This is a genomic window from Agrobacterium sp. V1, from assembly GCF_030518355.1.
In the GTDB taxonomy this organism is placed as follows: domain Bacteria; phylum Pseudomonadota; class Alphaproteobacteria; order Rhizobiales; family Rhizobiaceae; genus Agrobacterium; species Agrobacterium cucumeris.
Genome location: NZ_JAULSF010000002.1, coordinates 148,935 through 167,618 on the forward strand (window position 1 = coordinate 148,935; position 18,684 = coordinate 167,618).

The 18,684-nt window shown below is 59.1% G+C and carries 20 protein-coding genes; 11 read left to right on the forward strand and 9 right to left on the reverse strand.

Translation table 11 applies throughout. The annotated features are described in order from the left end of the window. Positions 1-21 precede the first annotated feature (21 nt). Positions 22-1,872 (reverse strand): M3 family oligoendopeptidase, encoded by a 1,851-nt coding sequence (locus QSV77_RS14825; protein ID WP_302734063.1) that lies wholly within the window; start codon positions 1,870-1,872, stop codon positions 22-24. Between the two features lie 169 nt (positions 1,873-2,041). On the opposite strand from QSV77_RS14825, the gene QSV77_RS14830 reads away from it, so the two are divergent. Together QSV77_RS14830 and QSV77_RS14835 are read left to right on the forward strand one after the other, a co-directional pair. Further along, entirely contained in the window at positions 2,042-3,586 is a 1,545-nt protein-coding gene (locus QSV77_RS14830; protein ID WP_271361836.1) for a sigma-54 dependent transcriptional regulator, read from the forward strand. A gap of 317 nt (positions 3,587-3,903) precedes the next feature. Next, positions 3,904-5,673 carry a DUF882 domain-containing protein gene (locus QSV77_RS14835; protein WP_142841767.1) on the forward strand — a complete coding sequence of 590 codons (1,770 nt, stop codon included), beginning with the start codon at positions 3,904-3,906 and terminating at the stop codon, positions 5,671-5,673. An 84-nt stretch (positions 5,674-5,757) separates the two neighbouring features. Here the strand turns inward: QSV77_RS14835 and pyk are convergent, their stop codons facing one another. Beyond that, positions 5,758-7,197, reverse strand: coding sequence for a pyruvate kinase (gene pyk, locus QSV77_RS14840; protein ID WP_062653036.1), 1,440 nt, complete (start codon positions 7,195-7,197; stop codon positions 5,758-5,760). Further along, on the reverse strand, positions 7,197-7,595 hold the full coding sequence (locus QSV77_RS14845; protein ID WP_225244082.1) for a DUF1036 domain-containing protein: 399 nt from the start codon (positions 7,593-7,595) through the stop codon (positions 7,197-7,199). Before QSV77_RS14845 ends, pyk begins: the two co-directional genes overlap by 1 nt. A gap of 279 nt (positions 7,596-7,874) precedes the next feature. Here QSV77_RS14845 and QSV77_RS14850 point away from each other — a divergent pair, with 279 nt between their 5' ends. The 3 genes from QSV77_RS14850 to QSV77_RS14860 all read left to right on the forward strand — a co-directional run bounded on the left by QSV77_RS14850 (position 7,875) and on the right by QSV77_RS14860 (position 9,397). Further along, the gene (locus QSV77_RS14850; RefSeq protein ID WP_142841565.1) at positions 7,875-8,663 is read left to right on the forward strand and encodes an N-formylglutamate amidohydrolase; all 789 of its coding nucleotides are present in this window, start codon (positions 7,875-7,877) and stop codon (positions 8,661-8,663) included. 15 nt (positions 8,664-8,678) lie between these two features. Beyond that, a complete protein-coding gene (locus tag QSV77_RS14855) occupies positions 8,679-8,984 on the forward strand; it encodes a DUF1244 domain-containing protein (RefSeq protein WP_142841564.1) in 306 nt (101 codons plus the stop codon). A gap of 155 nt (positions 8,985-9,139) precedes the next feature. Next, positions 9,140-9,397, forward strand: a complete 258-nt coding sequence (locus tag QSV77_RS14860) for a DUF2312 domain-containing protein (RefSeq protein ID WP_006314683.1) — start codon at positions 9,140-9,142, stop codon at positions 9,395-9,397. 66 nt (positions 9,398-9,463) lie between these two features. Here the strand turns inward: QSV77_RS14860 and QSV77_RS14865 are convergent, their stop codons facing one another. The 5 genes from QSV77_RS14865 to QSV77_RS14885 all read right to left on the reverse strand — a co-directional run bounded on the left by QSV77_RS14865 (position 9,464) and on the right by QSV77_RS14885 (position 12,239). Beyond that, the gene (locus tag QSV77_RS14865; protein ID WP_302734069.1) at positions 9,464-10,069 is read right to left on the reverse strand and encodes a hypothetical protein; all 606 of its coding nucleotides are present in this window, start codon (positions 10,067-10,069) and stop codon (positions 9,464-9,466) included. A gap of 101 nt (positions 10,070-10,170) precedes the next feature. Further along, positions 10,171-10,296, reverse strand: a complete 126-nt coding sequence (ykgO, locus tag QSV77_RS14870) for a type B 50S ribosomal protein L36 (protein WP_003497670.1) — start codon at positions 10,294-10,296, stop codon at positions 10,171-10,173. A 139-nt stretch (positions 10,297-10,435) separates the two neighbouring features. Beyond that, on the reverse strand, positions 10,436-11,521 hold the full coding sequence (locus tag QSV77_RS14875; RefSeq protein ID WP_302734074.1) for a 5-(carboxyamino)imidazole ribonucleotide synthase: 1,086 nt from the start codon (positions 11,519-11,521) through the stop codon (positions 10,436-10,438). Then, positions 11,521-11,988 carry a 5-(carboxyamino)imidazole ribonucleotide mutase gene (gene purE, locus QSV77_RS14880; RefSeq protein WP_034501985.1) on the reverse strand — a complete coding sequence of 156 codons (468 nt, stop codon included), beginning with the start codon at positions 11,986-11,988 and terminating at the stop codon, positions 11,521-11,523. The genes QSV77_RS14875 and purE overlap by 1 nt, the downstream gene beginning before the upstream one ends. Positions 11,989-12,035: 47 nt before the next feature. Beyond that, the gene (locus QSV77_RS14885) at positions 12,036-12,239 is read right to left on the reverse strand and encodes a YdcH family protein (RefSeq protein WP_006314698.1); all 204 of its coding nucleotides are present in this window, start codon (positions 12,237-12,239) and stop codon (positions 12,036-12,038) included. Between the two features lie 235 nt (positions 12,240-12,474). Here QSV77_RS14885 and QSV77_RS14890 point away from each other — a divergent pair, with 235 nt between their 5' ends. Continuing rightward, the gene (locus QSV77_RS14890) at positions 12,475-12,651 is read left to right on the forward strand and encodes a YdcH family protein (protein WP_142841561.1); all 177 of its coding nucleotides are present in this window, start codon (positions 12,475-12,477) and stop codon (positions 12,649-12,651) included. Positions 12,652-12,761: 110 nt separating this feature from the next. On the opposite strand, the gene QSV77_RS14895 is transcribed toward QSV77_RS14890, so the two are convergent. Continuing rightward, complete coding sequence (locus tag QSV77_RS14895; protein ID WP_302734076.1) at positions 12,762-13,526, reverse strand: sulfite exporter TauE/SafE family protein; 765 nt, start codon at positions 13,524-13,526, stop codon at positions 12,762-12,764. Positions 13,527-13,630: 104 nt separating this feature from the next. Here QSV77_RS14895 and QSV77_RS14900 point away from each other — a divergent pair, with 104 nt between their 5' ends. The 5 genes from QSV77_RS14900 (at position 13,631) to QSV77_RS14920 (ending at position 18,612) form a co-directional block, all read left to right on the forward strand. Next, a complete protein-coding gene (locus tag QSV77_RS14900) occupies positions 13,631-14,284 on the forward strand; it encodes a thiamine phosphate synthase (RefSeq protein ID WP_302734077.1) in 654 nt (217 codons plus the stop codon). An 8-nt stretch (positions 14,285-14,292) separates the two neighbouring features. Further along, complete coding sequence (locus QSV77_RS14905) at positions 14,293-15,393, forward strand: tetratricopeptide repeat protein (protein WP_161991346.1); 1,101 nt, start codon at positions 14,293-14,295, stop codon at positions 15,391-15,393. A gap of 164 nt (positions 15,394-15,557) precedes the next feature. Next, on the forward strand, positions 15,558-16,358 hold the full coding sequence (locus tag QSV77_RS14910; RefSeq protein ID WP_142841557.1) for an inositol monophosphatase family protein: 801 nt from the start codon (positions 15,558-15,560) through the stop codon (positions 16,356-16,358). A gap of 200 nt (positions 16,359-16,558) precedes the next feature. Further along, positions 16,559-17,578, forward strand: a complete 1,020-nt coding sequence (locus QSV77_RS14915) for a flagellar motor protein MotA (protein WP_142841556.1) — start codon at positions 16,559-16,561, stop codon at positions 17,576-17,578. A 2-nt stretch (positions 17,579-17,580) separates the two neighbouring features. Next, positions 17,581-18,612, forward strand: a complete 1,032-nt coding sequence (locus tag QSV77_RS14920) for a peptidoglycan -binding protein (RefSeq protein ID WP_302734079.1) — start codon at positions 17,581-17,583, stop codon at positions 18,610-18,612. Positions 18,613-18,684 lie beyond the last annotated feature (72 nt).

The window sequence follows — 18,684 nt, forward strand, 5'->3', positions numbered from 1 at the left end:
TAGCCTTGCCAACTGGCGGGGTTAAGCCTGTTTATTGTCCAGCGCTTCCAGTTCGTCGATCAGTCCTTCGATCATCGAAAGTCCCTTGTCCCAGAAGGAGGGATCGGTGGCATCGAGGCCGAAGGGCTTCAGAAGCTCGGAATGGTGTTTGGTCCCGCCCGCTTTCAGGAGTTCGAAATATTTGTCCTGAAAGCCCGTCTCCGCCTTCTGGTAAACCGCGTAAAGCGAGTTCACCAGGCAATCGCCGAAAGCGTAGGCATACACGTAGAAGGGCGAATGGATGAAATGGGGGATGTATGTCCACCATGTCTCGTAGCCTTCGGAAATGCGGATTGCCGGGCCCAGGCTTTCGGCCTGCACGGAGAGCCACAATTCGCCGATCTGTTCGGAAGTCAGCTCCCCTTGCTTGCGGGCAGTGTGTAGCTTGCGCTCGAATTCATAAAAGGCAATCTGGCGCACGACGGTGTTGATCATGTCCTCGACCTTGCGAGCGAGCATGGCCTTGCGCTCCCTAGCGTCCTTCGTGTCGTCGAGCAATTTGCGGAAGGTCAGCATTTCACCGAAGACGGAGGCGGTTTCGGCAAGCGTCAGCGGCGTTGCGCACATCAAGGCGCCCTGCTGGCCGGCCAGCACCTGATGCACGCCGTGACCAAGCTCATGGGCAAGCGTCATCACGTCACGCGGTTTGCCGAGATAGTTGACGAGCACGTAGGGATGGGCCGAAGGCACGGTCGGATGCGCGAATGCGCCCGGCGCCTTGCCGGGACGGGCGGGGGCGTCGATCCATTCCTCGTCAAAGAAACGGCGGGCGATATCGGCCATCTCAGGCGCGAAATTGCCGTAGGCCGAAAGCACGGTGTCCTTGGCCTCATCCCACGGAATAATCGTGTTCGATGTATCGGGAAGCGGCGCGTTGCGGTCCCAGTAATTCATCTGCTCCATGCCGAGCCACCTGGCCTTCATGGCGTAATAACGGTGCGAAAGACGCGGATAGGCTTTCTTCACGGCGGCGGCCAATGCATCGACCACTTCGCGCTCGACACGGTTGGCCAGATGGCGGCTATCGGCAATGTCCTCGAACTTGCGCCAGCGGTCGGAAATATCCTTGTCCTTGGCAAGCGTGTTGGTGATGAGGGTGAAGACCCGCAGATTATCCTTGAAGGTGGCGCTCAGCGCTTCCGCTGCTTTTTTTCGGGTCTCTGGCTCCGGCTCCTGCAACATGTTGAGCGTCACTTCCAGCGGAAGGCTCGCGCCGTCGATGTCGAAACGCAGATCGGCCATCGTTTCGTCGAACAGGCGGTTGAAGGCAGCAGCACTGGTCATCGATTTTTCGAGGAACAGCTGCTCCAGCTGGTCGTCCAGCTGATGTGGCTTGTCCTTGCGCAAATCCACCAGCCACGGCCGGTAGTGTCCTGCAGCGGCGTCGTTCACCATGCAGGCGTCCATCGTCGCGTCGTCGATGCGGTTGAGTTCAAGCGTGAAAAACAGAAGATGTGCGGAAATATCCGTCAGCTTCGCCTGGGCATCTCCATAAAGCTTGCCGTTTGCCGGGTTCGATGTATCGGAAAAATAAGTCAGACCGGCAAAGGAGCCGATGCGACCGATAAGATCGTCCAGCGCCTCATATTCCTTCAGCGCAGTACCGATGCCTTTTTCGCCCGTGGCCTTTGCAGCCGCCTCAAGCTTGCCCTTCCACTTATCCTCGAAAGCGGTCGCCATGGCCGCCGCCTTTTCGATGTCGCCCTTATATTCCGGTGAATCGCCCGACGGGTAAAGATCCGAGAGCTTCCAGCCGGGCAGGTCTCCGAGTACGGGACCGGAGGTTTCGGCAAGGGAGAATGCGGGTTGCGGGGTGAGGCGATTGAGGGTCATCGAACACGTCCTTCTGATTATGCTTGCGAAGCATATGGGGCCTTTGTTTCCCGCAGCAATGGATAAAATGCAAGCAAATCTCAAAACTGGATGTTCAAGTCTCCCGTGCCAGAGTGCGGCACAAGGGACCGCATGACGCAGGTCCATAAACCGGAAACCGGAGCCAAAAATGACCGCGCATGTTCTCGTGATAGACGATGATCCCGTCCAGCGCCGCCTGCTCAAAAATGCGGTGGAACGTTATGGGCATATGGCCTTGCTTGCCGAAAACGGCAGGGCGGGGCTGGAGCTGCTCAAGCAATATAGCGGTGAGATCAATGTCATCGTCCTCGACCTCATGATGCCGGAAATGGACGGTCTTTCCTTTCTGAAAGCCGTTGGCGAACTCGGCACCGATGTTCCCGTCATCGTTCAGACCGGGCAGGGCGGCATCGATACCGTCGTGCAGGCCATGCGTGCCGGCGCTTTTGATTTCGTCGTCAAGCCAGTCTCGCCGGAAAGGATCGGCGCGGCCATTTCCAATGCCCTCAAGCTGGACAGGAGAGAGGCAAAGGCCCGCACGGGCAGGCGTGGACGGAGCAATGCAGTGAATTTTACCGATATCGTTTCCGCCAGCCCGGCAATGCTGAGGGTGATAGAACTGGCGCAGCGCGCCGCCCAGTCCAGTATTCCCGTGGTGCTGGAAGGCGAATCCGGTGTCGGCAAGGAAATGGTCGCCCGTGCCATCCAGTCGGCAGGCGACAGGGCGAACAAGCCGTTCATCACCGTCAATTGTGGCGCCATCCCGCATAATCTGGTGGAGAGCATTCTCTTCGGCCACGAGAAGGGCGCTTTTACGGGTGCTACGGAAAAACACATCGGCAAATTCATGGAAGCGGATGGCGGCACGCTGTTCCTCGATGAAATCGGCGATCTGCCGCTGGACGTGCAGGTGAAGCTGCTGCGCGCGGTTCAGCAGGGCGAAATCGAAACCGTCGGCTCGGCGCGGGTGCAGAAGGTCAATGTCCGGCTGATCTCCGCCACCAACAAGAACCTGATCGAAGAGGTGAAGGAAGGCCGTTTCCGCGAAGACCTTTATTATCGCCTCAACGTTTTCCCGATCACCATTCCGGCGCTGCGTCGCCGAAAGGAAGATATCCCGCATCTGGCGCGGGTTTTTGCCGAGCGTTTTTCCGCCGAACAGAAATTGCCCAATCCCGTCGGCCTTGATGCCAGCGCGCTGGCGCTTCTGACGGCCTATGATTGGCCCGGTAATATTCGCCAGCTTGAAAACGCGGTCTTCCGCGCCGTTGTCCTGTCGCAGGGCGAGGAACTGGCGGATACCGATTTTCCGCAGATCGCGTTGCAGCTGCCGGAATTCGCGGCGATGGACGATGCGGGTGACGCCATCCGGTCCCCATCCGGGTCATCGCTGAAGCTGGCCGCCTATTCGCCGCCGCCTCCGCTTGCCGAAAGCCACGCTGTTGTGGAAGAAGCAACGGATGTTTCCACCACCATATATCGGGGCGGAAACCTGATCTCGAGCATGGACGAGGCGGGCAATATTCGAAAGCTGGCCGAGATCGAAGAGGAGCTTATCCGCTTCGCGCTGCGTTTCTATCGCGGACAGATGAGCCAGGTCGCCAGAAAACTCGGCATCGGCCGCTCGACGCTTTATCGAAAACTGAAGGATTACGGCATCGATCCCGACGATCCCCTTCGAGATGCCGCATGACGCCGCAAATGGCGCATTGCCCGGCAGATCGTGAAATTTGTTAACTTCTGAGCAAGGATATCCGCTTACCGTCTATAAACCTCTTGTTAGTGGCTGATTCACTATATAGAGGAAGGTTGCATGTGTGTGGCAATTTTGCCATCGTGTCACCGTATTTGACGTTCATTTGAGGCAATGTGACATAAATTGTCTTCCAGGCGGGGATCGAATTGCCATATCTGCATCGCAATAACGCGCTTTCGACAAAGATAGCGCGCGGCTTGATCAAGGATATATGCACGAAGCTGTCGGCGCGCGCTGTCACCTTTGCCTGCCTGATGCTCGCCGCCATGCCTTTCGTAGGTGTTTCGGCGACGGAAGCCGCCGCCGAAACGCGCAGCCTCAAACTGTATTATATCCACACACGCGAGAAGGCGGTCATCACCTTCAAGCGCAATGGAAAATATGATCAGAAGGGCCTGCAGGAGCTGAACCGCTTCCTGCGCGACTGGCGTCGCAACCAGCCGACGCGTATGGATCCGCGCCTTTTCGATCTCGTCTGGGAAGTTTATCGCCGGAGCGGCGCGACCGATTATATCAATGTCGTCTCGGCCTTCCGTTCGCCGGAGACCAACGGTCTTTTGCGCTCGCGCACCAAGGGTGTCGCAGAAAAAAGCCAGCATATGCTCGGCAAGGCCATGGATTTTTACATTCCCGGCGTGAAGCTTTCGACCCTGCGTGAAATAGGCATGCAGATGCAGATCGGCGGCGTCGGCTTTTATCCGAGCTCAGGCTCCCCCTTCGTGCACATGGATGTCGGCGGCGTTCGCGCCTGGCCGCGCATGAGCCGCCAGGAACTCGTACGTATCTTCCCGAAAGGCAACACGCTGCACGTTCCATCCGACGGCAAGCCGCTTCCCGGTTATGAGCAGGCGCTGGCGGATTACAAGAAGCGCGTCAACTCCTCCTCCGTTCAGGTTGCATCCAGCGCCGGTGCCGGCCCCGCTTCCTCTGGTGGTGGTGGCAAGCGCAAGACGCTGTTGCAGGCGCTGTTTGGCGGTGGTGGTGATGAGGATGAAGATCCCGATAGCATCGCAGCGCCGGCGCCGGCGGAACGCCCGGCCGTCGCTCGCCCGGCAACGCCGCAGCAGGCAGCACCTGAGCCAGAACCGACGATTGCGGTTGCTTCTGCCCAAGCTCTTCCGGGCGTGAACGATGCACCGCTGCCGACGGCTCGTCCCGCCTTTGGCAACCAGCCGCCGGCCAATACCGGTCTTGCCACTGCACTTTACTCCCCGGCCCGCAATGCCGCGCAGGATGCCCTGCAGGCCGCGACGACGCCAACGCCGGCTTCCGCTCCGGCCGAACGCCAGCAATTTGCCGATCTGGCTGAAGTCTCCGTGCCCGTGCCCACACTTCTTGGGCCCCGTGGCATGAGAGGTGATGCGGAAGGATCGATCCTGACGGCGTCTGCCGATGGTGCGACCCCTGCCGCAACCGGTGAGCTTGCCTCTGTTCCGGTTCCCGCCAATCGCCCGGCCGTGGCTGAAGCCCTTCTTGCTGCCGCCAATGCCGATCCGGAAGGCGAAGACGATCTCGCCGAGGCGCGGCAGGATACGCTTTCTCCGACGGTGGTTGCAGCGCTTGAACAGAGCGGTCAGGCCGCGCGTTCGCAGGTCCAGTCCGCTGCCATGCCGACCGCCGCGCCCTTCCCGGCTGCCGTCAACCACAAGGTCACCGTTGCACCGGCTGAAACCGCCAAGGCGGAGCCGCAGGAAGGTTTCGGCGATGCCTTCGATCTGAAGCCTGCCATCAATGGCGGCCTCACTGCCGGCTTGCCGACCAAGGGCTCTCGCCCGAGCAAGCAGGATGCCGCCGTTTCCCACCAGGCGATGGTCGGCGGTGGTCGCCTGACGCAGGATTCGATCTCTGACTGGGCGCTCAACCAGAACAAGGGCACGACCGGACGCTCGGTAAAGGCGCCGCGCGTTATCGCCAACCGCATGCTCAGCCACGACATGTCGGCTTCGGCCACGTCGGCAAGCTTCAAGCCGGGTGCGGCGGCAATCGAGTCCAGCCGCTTCAGCACACCGGTGAAGATGCACTGAAGCCTGCTTTTTCTGATATGGCCGAAAGGCTAACAAAAAACCCGCCGTTGCCGGCGGGTTTTTTAATTCCTGGATATTCCTTTATCAGACGCCGCTCTGGCCGTCCGAGCCGATATAGGCGATGCGCACCATATTGGTGGCGCCGGGGGTGCCGAGCGGCACGCCGGCAGAGATGATGATGCGGTCGCCCGGCTTGCCGAAACCTTCGGAAACAACAATGCGACAAGCGCGGTTCACCATGTCGTCGAGGTCGCTCGCATCACCGGTGACGACGCAGTGCAGGCCCCAGACGACCGACAGGCGGCGTGCGGTCTGGATGATCGGCGAAAGGGCAATGATGGGCACCTGCGGCCGTTCGCGTGCTGCACGCAGACCCGTCGTGCCGGACGAGGTATAGGTAACGATCGCCGACAGTTTCAGCGTTTCGGCGATCTGGCGGGCGGCGAGCGAAATGGCGTCGGCGCCTGTCGGCTCCGGCTGGGCGCGCTGCGCATAGATGATGTTGGAATAATGCGGATCCTGTTCCACGGTGCTGGCGATGGAAGCCATGGTGGACACGGCTTCGACCGGATAGTCGCCGGAGGCGGATTCAGCCGAAAGCATGATGGCATCAGCGCCTTCGAAGACGGCGGTGGCGACGTCGGATACTTCCGCGCGGGTCGGAACGGGCGCGGTGATCATCGATTCCAGCATCTGCGTGGCGACGACGACCGGCTTGCCGGCGCGGCGGCAGGCGCGCGTCAGCTGCTTCTGGATGCCCGGAACGGCCTCGAGCGGCATTTCGACACCAAGATCGCCGCGTGCGACCATCAAGGCGTCGGAAAGCTCGATGATTTCCTCGATGCGCTCGACGGCCTGCGGCTTTTCGATCTTCGACATCAGGCCAACGCGGCCGCGCGCGATCTTGCGTACTTCGGCAAGGTCTTCAGGACGCTGGACGAAGGAAAGTGCAACCCAGTCCACCTCGTTGGTGGCGAGAACGGCATCGAGATCGACGCGGTCCTTATCGGTGAGGACGCCAACGCCGAGCAGGGTGTCGGGAAGGCTGATGCCTTTGCGGTCTGAAATCTTGGTGCCGGAAACAACGGTCGTGACGATGCTCTTGCCGTCGCATTTTTCAGCGCGCAGATGCAGCTTGCCATCATCGATCAGCAGGCGGTGGCCTGGCTTGACCGCTTCGAGAATTTCAGGGTGCGGCAAGAAAACGCGGGTGTTGTCGCCGGGCGTGTCGTTATTATCAAGCGTGAAGGTCTGGCCTGCCACGAGATCGACCTTGCCTTCGGCGAATTTTCCGACGCGCAGCTTGGGACCCTGCAGGTCGGCAAGAATACCGATGGGACGGCCGTTACGGCTTTCGACCGAGCGGATACGCTGAATGAGCGTCCGCATCACGTCATGGCTCGCATGGCTCATGTTGATCCGGAAGAGATCGGCGCCGGCGAGATGCAGCTTCTCGATCATCGCCTCTTCCGAAGAGGCGGGGCCGAGAGTTGCAAGAATTTTGACTTTGCGGTTACGCTTCATCAGTTTTGATTTCCCTGTGTGCCTGGCGTATCGGAAAGCTGGACCATCCAGCTGCCCTGTCTGCCCGTGTCATATTCCTTGAAACCCATTCTCTGGAAGCTGCGGGCATAACAATCATCTACGCCGCCGATCTTGAACTCGTTTTCCGCCACGCACATGTTGACGTCACCGGTCCAGCGGCCGCCATGGGCGGCATCTTCGGCATAAAGATAATAATAACGCGATTGCAACTCACCCTCGATCAGCGTCGCGCAGGTCGAGGAGGGGACCTGCCACCAGCCTTCACTGACCCAGCCCTCCTGTGCCCGATAGCCGATTGCGACCCCCACGAGATTTTGCGTGCTGTTGCAGACGCGAAAATCCGCATGTGCGGTTTCCACGAACACAAACGGGGTCATAAACAATGCCGCTGCGGAAAAAAGACGGGCAAGGTGCCTGATGTGGCGAGGACGAGCGAGAGATGACTGAGTCACGGCTTCCATCCGGATTCCATGGTTATAATGAACACACTTCTTGGCGTGGCTGCCAAAGAAAGTCAACGCGAGTTTAATCGATTATATTGTTCGTGGGATCGTGAGTGCTGTAAGGTAGATGGCTGTTCTTCCGCCGAAACTTGCGCCCGGCCTCAAGCCATGCCATCAAGCTTTTCTCCTCAATCCTGCCCCAGAAAATCATCGATGAACGACTTCATACCTTATGAAATCATAGAAGGCGAATATGACAAAGGCATGGTTCTTCTGGCGGACCATGCGATGAACCTTCTGCCGGCACACTACGGCAAACTTGGCCTTCCGCAAACCGCTTTTCATCGCCATATCGCATTTGATATCGGCATAGAAGGGCTGACGCGGTCGCTCGCGGCCCGTCTTGGTGTGCCGGCGGTGCTCGGACGGTTTTCGCGGCTGCTGATCGACCCGAATCGCGGCGAGGATGATCCCACTCTCATCATGAAAATTTCCGACGGGGCAATCATTCCCGGCAATCACCCGATTTCGGATGAGGAATGGCAAAGACGCATCGAGATTTTTCACCGCCCGTATCACAATGCCGTTGACCGCGTGCTGACCGGCGTTGCCGAAGCCTCGGGTGAAGCGCCGCTTGTTCTGTCGCTGCATTCCTACACGCCCTTCTGGAAGGAAACGCCGCGCCCCTGGCATGCGGCGGTTCTGTGGGACACGGATAACCGCGTGGTTGACCCGCTCCTGGCGCATCTGCGTGCGACCGGCGACATTCTCGTCGGCGACAACGAGCCCTATGACGGGGCGTTGAAGGGCGATACCATGTATCGTCACTGCATGATGAAGGGCATACCGCATGCGCTTCTGGAGGTTCGGCAGGATCTGATCGCGGATGAGGAGGGGATTGCGGCTTGGTCTAACCGTCTTGCTCCCATTTTCGCCGCAATGAACGACGATCCGGTTTTGCATGAATATCAGCTGTTCGCCTCCCGCACCGGCCCCTATTGAGCCTGGAGTTGCCCCATGACGAAAGAGAACGACACACAGCAGATCGAGTTCGAGGCGGCTGCCTTCCGCCGTCTGGTGCAGCATCTTCGTGAGCGCCACGATGTGCAGAATATCGATCTGATGAATCTTGCGGGCTTCTGCCGCAATTGCCTTTCCAACTGGTATCGGGAAGCGGCTGAGGCGGCTGGCGTTCCGCTCAGCAAGGATCAATCCCGTGAAATCGTCTATGGCATGCCCTACGATGACTGGAAGGAAAAATATCAGGCGGAGGCGAGCGACGCCCAGAAAGCCGCCTTTGAGCAGAACAGACCGAAGGAATAACCCCCGATCGACGGAAACGACTTGACGTGAAGCCCGGCAATGGGCAGTTCACAGGCCTGAATTTTTGCCGCCCGGCTGGCGGCGACCGGCGAAAGTTTTAGCCCGGATACAATGAACAGGGCTCACGCGAAAGAGCCGCCACTACGAAGGATGATATGATGGACGAAACGAGCACCACCGAAACCGTCGCCGCCGCCGAACTGCGCCAGTTCATCGAACGCGTCGAGCGTCTCGAGGAAGAAAAGGCTGCCATTCAGGGCGACATCAAGGATGTCATGGGCGAGGCGAAGGGTCGTGGTTACGATACTAAGGCGATCCGCACCATCATCCGCCTGCGCAAGAAGGATGCCAACGAACGCATCGAGGAAGAAACCATCCTGCAGACCTATATGGCGGCACTTGGCATGGAATGATCGGCTGACGGTCACTCAATAAAAAATCGCCGCTTTTGCGGCGATTTTTGTTTGGCCCCTTGGAACTCAGCCGCGTGTGCCGGCAAGCTTCTCGGAAAGATCGATTGCCTGTTTGCGGGCGTCCTTGTCAGCTGGATAAAGTGCCAGATAACGCTCCCACGCCTTCAGCGCCAGCTCCTCGCGGCCGGAGGCTTCGAGGATATTGGCAAGGCTCGCCAGCGCTGGAAAATAGCGCGGCTCCTTTTCCAGCGTCAGGTTGATATCCGCCATCGCCTTGCGGGTGTCGCCATCGGCAAAATGCACCATGGCGCGGCGATAGGGCGCCTGTACATAACCCGGATCGAGCAGAATGATCTGATCGAGAAAATCGTAAGCCGCGGCGTTGCGCTTTTCGTCGGAGGCTTCGCCTGCCCATTGCATCAGGAGATTGATCGTCGCGCTGCCGGAATCGTTCCATTCGGACGCAATCTGGTTGGCAATGCTGCGCGCCTTGACCGCATTTCGCTCTTTTTTCAACGATGCAAAAAGCGTGTCGATGGTTCCGGCCGGTGAAGGCGCGACTTCCGTGGCCGCAGGCGTTTGTCCATCCGCGGCATGAGCGATGGAGGTCAGTCCTGATAACAGGAGACCCTGGGCGACGATAATAGCCATGCAAAAACGATTTGGGCGCATGGGTTAAAGATTAACCCGCCTGCGCCCAATATCAAATGCAAAGTTTTGCTCTGTCAACAAAGTGATCCGCGACATTGATCGCGAACCGCAGTCGCGATCAATCAGCCCTGACGAGCCTTGAAGCGCGGGTTCTGCTTGTTGATGATGTAGACGCGGCCCTTGCGGCGAACCAGGCGGTTATCGCGGTGACGGGCCTTAAGCGCTTTAAGCGAATTCTTGATTTTCATTTTACTGGTCCGCAGTTTTGCACGGCTTTTACCGTGCTTATTCAAACAATCAAAAGCGCGCAACGGGGCGCGCTCTTTTCGGTTGGCAGGCAAATACCCGTTTGACCCCTGCCTGTCAACACTTGCAGGTGTTTTTGCCTTAAAAGACTGAGGCTTTTCCTGTGTGCAAAAGCTCGGTCACGTGGCCCATCTTGCGGCCGGGACGTGCTTCCGTCTTGCCGTAGAGGTGCACGAGACAGTCTTTTTTCGACAGCCATGACGGAACATCATCAATGTCGTCACCGATGAGGTTGGTCATGACGCAATCCGAATGACGGGCCGCGCTGCCGGGCGCAAGACCGGACACTGCCCGTATATGTTGCTCGAATTGCGAGATCACACAGGCGGCTTCCGTCCAGTGGCCGGTATTGTGCACGCGCGGCGCCATCTCATTGGCAACCAGAGAGCCATCGGGCAGCACGAAGAATTCGATGCCGATGACGCCGACATAATCCAGCGCCGCCAGAAGCTTCTCCGCAGACTGGACGGAAACTGCCGCAGCCGCTTTCGAGAGCGCAGCCGGCACGGTCGATGTGTGCAGAATGCCGTTCAGATGGACGTTTTCAGCCGGATCGTAGCAGACGACGGTGCCGTCCCTGAAGCGAGCGGCGATGATCGATATTTCCCGCTCGAAGGCGACGAAGCTCTCAAGGATGAGCGGCACGCCACCGAGCGCGTCGAAAGCACCTGCGCTGTCCTCGCCACCGCGGAACAGGCGCTGTCCTTTGCCGTCATAGCCCATGCGGCGGGTTTTCAGCACGCCCTTGCCACCAAAAGCTGCCAGGGCGGCCTCCAGTTCTTCCTGGCTGTCGATGGCGCGAAAATCGGCCGTCGGAATGCCGCAACCGTTGAGGAAGCGCTTCTCCGTCAGCCGGTCCTGCGAGGCGTTGAGCGCCTGCGGCGGCGGATAGACGGGAACGGAGGCGGCGAGCGTTTCGGCTGCCGCCACAGGCACGTTCTCGAATTCATAGGTCACGACATCGCAGCGACGAGCGAGTTCCGCAAGGGCGCTTTCATCGTCATAATTCGCGACGATCTGGTCGTTGCAAACCTGGGCGGCCGGGCAATCAGCCTGCGGCTCCAGCACGATGGTACGGTGGTTGAGGCGCGCCGCCGCCATCGCCAGCATGCGGCCAAGCTGCCCGCCGCCAATGATGCCGATGGTCAGATCATTCATCTTCGCCATCACTGGGCGCTGTCCATCGGATATTCGGCGACGGCTGCCGACTGGCGCGCGCGCCATGCATCCAGCCGGTCGGCCAGATCCTCGTCACCAAGCGCGAGAACCGCAGCCGCCAGAAGTGCGGCATTGATGGCGCCTGCCTTGCCGATGGCAAGCGTGCCGACGGGAATGCCGGCCGGCATCTGCACGATGGAGTAGAGGCTGTCCTGTCCGGACATGGTCTTGGACTGTACCGGAACGCCGAAGACGGGCAGCGGCGTCATGGCGGCCGTCATGCCCGGCAGGTGGGCGGCCCCGCCAGCACCTGCGATGATGACCTTGAAGCCTTCGTCTTTGGCGCCATTGGCGAAATCATAAAGCCGGTCCGGCGTGCGGTGGGCGGAAATGATGCGCGCTTCATATTCGACATCAAGCGCATCAAGCGTATCGGCGGCGTTCTTCATGGTCTCCCAGTCCGACTGGCTGCCCATGATGATGGCGACGGGGGGTGTTTCTGCTGTCACGTGATTTCTCCGGATCAGGCGATGATATCGGGAATGACCTGATCTTCGATCTGGGTCATCTTGTCCTTGACGGCCAGCTTCTTCTTTTTCATGCGCTGTATCCGCAGCGCATCGCAGCTGGTCTGGATCATCGCGTTGATCGCCGCGTCATAGTCCTCATGCTCCTGGCGCAGCCGCGCCAGCGTGAGCCTGATGTCCGCCTGGTCCTGATCGGGCATCTTGTCATCCCCATTTTATGCCAGCCGGATAGCCTCCGGCGCGTATGTCATCGTTCACGAGCCTCTATCATCAAATCGCGGTAACGGGAAGTTATCCCTTGCGACCAAATTGCCCACTTATTGCCTTCATTTCGCCTTCGACAATATCGTTAATCCATGTCACATTGTCGTCGCAAACCTGAAACTCCAGCGATGGAGAGCTGGAGGTAGGTTTAAAAAAGGAAGGACGTGCCGCATGACCATTCAGGCTCATATTGCATCGCTCGAAAAGAAACACGGCGCTCTGGAGGAGCAGCTCGAAAGTATTCTTGCTTCCCCGTCTTCGGACGATACGGAGATTGCCGACCTCAAACGTCGTAAACTGCGCCTGAAGGATGAATTGCAGAGGCTTAGAGCCTCCACTAGGCATTGAATGGAATAAGCTACACCGCAGCCTTTGATGAAATGAAGGACTGACGGTTTGTTCTCTTTCGGCCCCGGCAGCACCTGTGGTGCAGTCGGGGCTTTTTATTGGCTGGCAGGCTAAAGCGGCAACCCGTCCCATAGCAGCTTCGATGCGGCGATAAGCGCCATCGTATACATGAGCGGATAAAACACGGATGGTTTCATGTATTTCACCACTTTGGCGCCAGCGAGTGTCGCCAGCATCGCCACGGGCAACAGGCTTGCTGATGTCTTGAGGTTGGTGGCGTCAAGCGCGCCCAGCGCAAAATAGGGGATGAGCTTGATCGCATTCATGATGGCGAAGAAACGCACGCTCATGCCGGTATAGGTTTTGGGATCCAGTTTTAGCGGCAGGACGTAGATCTGGAAGGGCGGCCCGCCCGCATGGGCCACGAAACTCGCATAACCCGACAGGCTGGACCAGAGCGTCGCGGCCGCCGGTCGTTGCGGTTTGGCCGGGATTGCCTGCCCCCTTCGGCTTTTGAAGCTCTCGTAAAAATAGCGCATGACGAAGAGGATGGTTACCGAGGCGACGACAAGGCGCATGGCGTCTGCCGATATGAGGCTGGAGGTGGCCCAACCGAGTGTGATGCCGGCGATTGCGCCCGGTAACATGATGAGGAGTGTTTGACGATGGTTATGGTGCCGCCACGCCCAAAGCGCCACGAGATCCATGACGATCAGGATCGGCAGGAAGATAGCCGACGCCTGCACGGGCGGGATCGCCAGTGCCATAAGCGGCACGCCCATCAGTGCCAGCGCGCCGCCCAGCCCACCCTTGGAAAGGCCGACAAGCACGACTGCGGGAATGGCGACGAGAAAAAAATGAAAATCGGTCAGCATGGATGGATGGTTGATCCTTTCGCCGGTCCGGTTTATCGGATTTATCATATCAAAACGAGTGCAGATCGCTACGGAAGTGTCTTCTGCCTGAAATGGACGAACCGATGACCATAGTTGAAGACCGTTGCCGCCTTGTCCTGATCGTCCCGCAATCGGGCGATGCGCAAAAACAGGCGGCAGATTTGGAAGACGCATTGCGGGGAGGCGATGTGGCCTCCGTCATCATTCCGCAATACGATCTGGATGACGCGTCTTTCCAGAAGTGGGCCGAACTCATTGTGCCGATCGTTCAAAAAGCGGGTGCTGCCGCTCTCATCGCCGGCGACAGCCGCGTCGCCAGCCGCGTGAAGGCGGATGGCCTGCATGTGGCTGGTAATGCCGAGGCGCTTGCCGAGGCCGTGGAAAACTTTACGCCGAAACTGATTGTCGGCGGCGGCAATGCGGACGACCGCCACAAGGCTCTGGAGATGGGTGAGGCCAACCCGGACTACGTCTTTTTTGGCAAGCTGGAGGGTGACATAAAGCCGGAGGCCCATCCCAAAAACCTGGCGCTTGGCGAGTGGTGGGCGTCGATGATCGAAATCCCGGCCATCGTCATGGGCGGCACGGATCCGTCCTCGGTGGTTGCCGTGGCTGAAACCGGCGTGGAATTTGTGGCGATGCGCAGCGGCGTTTTCGACAATGACGCCGGTGCCGCCCAGGCGGTTTCTGAAATCAACGCTTTGCTTGACGAAAAAGCGCCACGGTTTGGCGGTTGATACAGGCGATGTTCATGCGCTCGGTTCCTTTCTGCTTTTCCGTTTCGCTGCTGGCGCTTGCTTTTGGTGCACCGGCGGGCGTTGCCTTTGCTCAATCCGGGCCGCAAAGCGAGAGCAATGCGCTCTCCCGCCAGATGGAAGATGAGGCGCAGCCTTCCCGTCAGGGCAGGGTGCAATCCGAGGAGCAGAAGGATCTGCAGCCGTCGCAGGGCGTCAATGTCTATCAGCGCATGGGCGCAGACCTGCCGGCACTGCCGCCTGAGAAGGAATTCAAGGGCAGGATAGATGAGGCCTACGGGCATTTCCAGCGCGGCGAATATGTGCAGGCGCTCGACAAAGCGCTGAGCCGCGCGCAAAACGGCGATGCGTCCGCGCAGACGCTGGTGGCCGAAATGATGTCGCGCGGCCTCGGTATCGCCCGCGATGAGAAGACCTCGGCCTTCTGGTATCAGCAGGCGGCGCAGGGTGGCGATCCCGTCGCCATGTTCAAATTCGCCCTTATCCTGATGGAAGGCAAATTCGTTACCCGCGACAAGGTCAAGGCCGACGATTTCATGCGCCGGGCGGCGGAAGCCGGCAATGCGTCCGCCCAGTTCAACTGGGGGCAGATACTGGTTTCGGAAAATCCCGGCGCCAAGGGCCTTCTGATGGCCATGCCATTCTATGAAAAATCCGCCGAGCAGGGCATTGCCGACGCGCAATATGCGGTGTCGCAGATTTACTGGTCGGTCAAGGATGTGCCGGCAGACAAGAAGGCCAAGGCGCGGGATTGGCTGATGCGGGCCGCAAAGGCAGGATACGATACCGCGCAGGTCGATCTCGGCATCTGGCTGGTCAACGGTTTCGGTGGCGAAAGAAATCTGGAAGAGGGCTTCCGCTGGCTTTATGGCGCAGCGCAGCGTGGCAATGTCATTGCGCAGAACAAGGTGGCGCATCTTTACATTCAGGCGCTCGGCACCCGGCCAGATCCGGTGGAGGCGGCCAAATGGTATGTGCTCTCCCGCCGTGCCGGGTTGAAGGATCCGGCTCTAGAGGATTTTTATCTCGGCATCACCGACGAGCAGCAGAAAAAGGGGATAGAGGCCGCAAATCGTTTCCGCCCGACGTGATGCAGGCCCGATCTTCCGGTGCCGGCTGGCCGGTGCGGGCTTTTTGCCTTGAATTTCCGCGCGTTTTGTGGTCTTGAACCGCAAACTTTCAATTCAAGAAAATAATGACGTGCCTGCCCGATGCGCTTTCGGGCGGTTCGCAAGCTTTCCAGGAAACAAATTCGATGGCCCGTTCAGCCCTTCTCAATGTCATGGTTCAGGCCGCCATCAAGGCGGGTAAGTCTTTGTCGCGTGACTTCGGTGAAGTGCAGAACCTTCAGGTTTCGGTCAAGGGACCGAGCGATTTCGTCTCGCAGGCGGACCTTAAAGCCGAAAAGATCGTACGCGACGAGCTGATGAAAGCCCGCCCGACCTACGATTTTCTGGGCGAAGAAGGCGGCGAGGAAAAGGGCACGGATGGCGCGCATCGCTGGATCGTCGATCCGCTTGATGGCACCACCAACTTCCTGCACGGCATTCCGCATTTCGCCGTTTCCATCGCACTCGAGCGCAATGGTGAAGTTGTCGCCGGCGTGATCTTCAATCCGGCCACCGACGAACTCTACACCGCCGAGCGTGGCGGCGGTGCGTTCCTCAATGATCGCCGCATTCGCGTTGCTGCGCGTAAAGCGCTGACCGATTGCGTCATCGGCTGCGGCGTTCCGCATCTTGGCCGCGGCAATCATGGCAAATTCCTCGTCGAGCTTCGCCACGTCATGGGCGAGGCCGCCGGCATCCGCCGTATGGGCGCTGCAGCACTCGATCTCGCCTATGTGGCAGCGGGCCGGCTCGATGGCTTCTGGGAAGCCGAGCTTTCTCCGTGGGACATGGCAGCCGGTCTGGTGCTGATTCGTGAGGCCGGCGGTTTCGCTTCCGACATCAAGGGCGGCACGGATATCTTCGGCAGCGGCACGGTTGCAGCCGGAAATGAATATATCCACAAGTCGCTTGTGGAAGTCGCCAACCGCCCGATACCGGGCCGCTGATCGATTTCGGCAGAAAACCTGCCGTTTAATGCAAGTTTCAGGCGCCCGGCGAACCCTTGCCGGGCGTTTTTGTTTTTCTGCGCACGGTCCGCTTCCGGTTTTGTAAAATGCCTGTGACGAAAGACCGGCTTTTCGCTTCAAATCGTCGCAATTTTCAAATAGCTTCCGCTAGATACGTGACCGAAGGGAATGCGAACGTTATGGCGGATTCGGAGTTACTTGATCTCGGAGTCGAGAAACCGGTGACCACGCGGCAATACAGCCACAAGCTGTCCAGCCCCACACCGTTTCTGTGGACGATGGTTCTGTTTCTGATCCTCGTCGGCTTCCTGGCGGCGATTCTTTACCGGCAGGCGCACACCGCCTTCATGACCAATCCCGGTCTCAACGGCTTCATTCTCGGCGTTTTGGCCATCGGCATCATTCTGGTGTTTACCCAGACCATGAGCCTGCGCTCTGAAGTACGCTGGTTTAATGCCTTCCGCGCTGCCGGCAGCGTCGAAAAGGTCGGCCGTGCGCCCAAACTGCTTGCCCCCATGAGCACGCTGATCGGCAAGCGCGGCGAGGTTAGGCTTTCCACCGTCACGCAGCGGACCATCCTCGATTCCATAGGGACGCGTCTTGATGAATCGCGTGACACATCGCGTTATCTCGTCGGCCTTCTGGTGTTTCTCGGTCTGCTCGGTACCTTCTGGGGCCTGATCGGCACCATCGGCGCCATCAGCAATGTCATCCAGTCGCTTGATCCGAGCGCCGGCGACAGCAATGATATTCTAAGCTCGCTCAAAGCGGGTCTCACAGCACCGCTTGCCGGCATGGGAACGGCGTTTTCTTCATCGCTTCTGGGTCTTTCGGGTTCGCTGATCCTCGGTTTTCTCGATCTTCAGGCTGGCCGCGCCCAGAACCGCTTTTATACACAGCTTGAAAACTGGCTGTCTTCTGTCACCGATACGACGGTGGAGGGCCCAAGGGAATTCAAGGCTGAAGCCGGCGCCATGGTCAGCACCGAGCGTTCGCTTGCGGCCATGACCAGCCTTGCCGAAGGTATTCAGGGCCTCGTCAAGAATATGCGCAGCGAACAGCAGATGCTGCGCGACTGGATCGAGGCGCAACAGGAAGAATCGAAATCGCTTCGCCGCACGCTCGACCGGCTGTCGACGCGCATTGACAGCGAAACAAAATCCTCCGGACGCACCCGGCACGATAACGGGAGCGAGTAGCCATGGCGCTTGCGCGCAACCGCCGCCGCGACAGGGGTGTGGATTATTGGCCGGGTTTCGTCGATGCGCTGTCGACGCTGCTCATGGCCATCATGTTTCTGCTGACCGTCTTCGTGCTGGCGCAGTTTGTCCTGTCGCGGGAAATTACCGGCAAGGACGAGGTGCTGACGCGCCTCAACAGCCAGATTGCCGAATTGACCGAACTTCTGGCCATGGAAAAAGGCAACAAGCAGGATATCGAGGACGCGCTGGCAAGCCTGCAATCGACGCTCGCCTCATCGGAAAATGAGCGTTCGCGCCTGCAGGCGCTTCTCGATGCGGGATCGGGCAGCAATGCCAACGCCAATGCCCGGATCGGCAGCCTGACCGGCGAGCTGGATGACCAGAAGCAGGCCAACTCCCGTGCGTCTGCGCAGATCGAATTGCTCAACCAGCAGATTGCGGCGCTGAGGGCGCAGATCGCTTCTGTGGAAGCCGCCCTGCAGGCATCGGAAGCCAAGGATACCTCGTCTCAGGTCAAGATTGCCGATCTCGGCCGCCGCCTCAATGTCGCGCTGGCACAGCGGGTGCAGGAACTGAACCGCTATCGTTCGGATTTCTTCGGCCGACTGCGCGAAATCCTCTCGGATCGCGAAAATATCCGCATCGTCGGCGACCGCTTCGTTTTCCAGTCCGAAGTGCTGTTTCCTTCCGGCGGCAATGACCTCAATCCTGCCGGGCAGGCGGAAATGGAGAAACTGGCGGCCGCGCTGATCGATCTCGCCAAGGAAATCCCGGCCGAGATCAACTGGGTCCTGCGTGTGGATGGTCATACGGACAATGTTCAGCTTTCCGGCTCCGGCCGTTTCCGCGACAATTGGGAACTTTCCTCGGCCCGCGCCACCTCGGTGGTGAAATTCCTGATCTCCAGGGGCGTGCCGGCAAACCGGCTGGTTGCCGCTGGCTTTGGCGAGTTTCAGCCGATTGCCGAAGGCGATACGCCGGAAGCCCGCCAGCAGAACCGTCGTATCGAACTCAAGCTCACCGAACGCTGACATCGCCGCCACATCATGGTGGTTGCCTTCCGGCGGAAGTAAATTTACGTTCGCGTAAAGGTAATTCCGTCA

Excerpts from the sequence above, each read along its gene's own strand:
- QSV77_RS14825 (WP_302734063.1), bottom strand. The coding sequence starts at position 1,872 with ATGACCCTCAATCGCCTCACCCCGCAACCCGCATTCTCCCTTGCCGAA.
- QSV77_RS14830 (WP_271361836.1), top strand. The coding sequence starts at position 2,042 with ATGACCGCGCATGTTCTCGTGATAGACGATGATCCCGTCCAGCGCCGC.
- QSV77_RS14835 (WP_142841767.1), top strand. The coding sequence starts at position 3,904 with ATGCTCGCCGCCATGCCTTTCGTAGGTGTTTCGGCGACGGAAGCCGCC.
- pyk (WP_062653036.1), bottom strand. The coding sequence starts at position 7,197 with ATGAAGCGTAACCGCAAAGTCAAAATTCTTGCAACTCTCGGCCCCGCC.
- QSV77_RS14845 (WP_225244082.1), bottom strand. The coding sequence starts at position 7,595 with ATGACCCCGTTTGTGTTCGTGGAAACCGCACATGCGGATTTTCGCGTC.
- QSV77_RS14850 (WP_142841565.1), top strand. The coding sequence starts at position 7,875 with ATGAACGACTTCATACCTTATGAAATCATAGAAGGCGAATATGACAAA.
- QSV77_RS14855 (WP_142841564.1), top strand. The coding sequence starts at position 8,679 with ATGACGAAAGAGAACGACACACAGCAGATCGAGTTCGAGGCGGCTGCC.
- QSV77_RS14860 (WP_006314683.1), top strand. The coding sequence starts at position 9,140 with ATGATGGACGAAACGAGCACCACCGAAACCGTCGCCGCCGCCGAACTG.
- QSV77_RS14865 (WP_302734069.1), bottom strand. The coding sequence starts at position 10,069 with ATGCGCCCAAATCGTTTTTGCATGGCTATTATCGTCGCCCAGGGTCTC.
- ykgO (WP_003497670.1), bottom strand. The coding sequence starts at position 10,296 with ATGAAAATCAAGAATTCGCTTAAAGCGCTTAAGGCCCGTCACCGCGAT.
- QSV77_RS14875 (WP_302734074.1), bottom strand. The coding sequence starts at position 11,521 with ATGGCGAAGATGAATGATCTGACCATCGGCATCATTGGCGGCGGGCAG.
- purE (WP_034501985.1), bottom strand. The coding sequence starts at position 11,988 with ATGGGCAGCCAGTCGGACTGGGAGACCATGAAGAACGCCGCCGATACG.
- QSV77_RS14885 (WP_006314698.1), bottom strand. The coding sequence starts at position 12,239 with ATGCCCGATCAGGACCAGGCGGACATCAGGCTCACGCTGGCGCGGCTG.
- QSV77_RS14890 (WP_142841561.1), top strand. The coding sequence starts at position 12,475 with ATGACCATTCAGGCTCATATTGCATCGCTCGAAAAGAAACACGGCGCT.
- QSV77_RS14895 (WP_302734076.1), bottom strand. The coding sequence starts at position 13,526 with ATGCTGACCGATTTTCATTTTTTTCTCGTCGCCATTCCCGCAGTCGTG.
- QSV77_RS14900 (WP_302734077.1), top strand. The coding sequence starts at position 13,631 with ATGACCATAGTTGAAGACCGTTGCCGCCTTGTCCTGATCGTCCCGCAA.
- QSV77_RS14905 (WP_161991346.1), top strand. The coding sequence starts at position 14,293 with ATGTTCATGCGCTCGGTTCCTTTCTGCTTTTCCGTTTCGCTGCTGGCG.
- QSV77_RS14910 (WP_142841557.1), top strand. The coding sequence starts at position 15,558 with ATGGCCCGTTCAGCCCTTCTCAATGTCATGGTTCAGGCCGCCATCAAG.
- QSV77_RS14915 (WP_142841556.1), top strand. The coding sequence starts at position 16,559 with ATGGCGGATTCGGAGTTACTTGATCTCGGAGTCGAGAAACCGGTGACC.
- QSV77_RS14920 (WP_302734079.1), top strand. The coding sequence starts at position 17,581 with ATGGCGCTTGCGCGCAACCGCCGCCGCGACAGGGGTGTGGATTATTGG.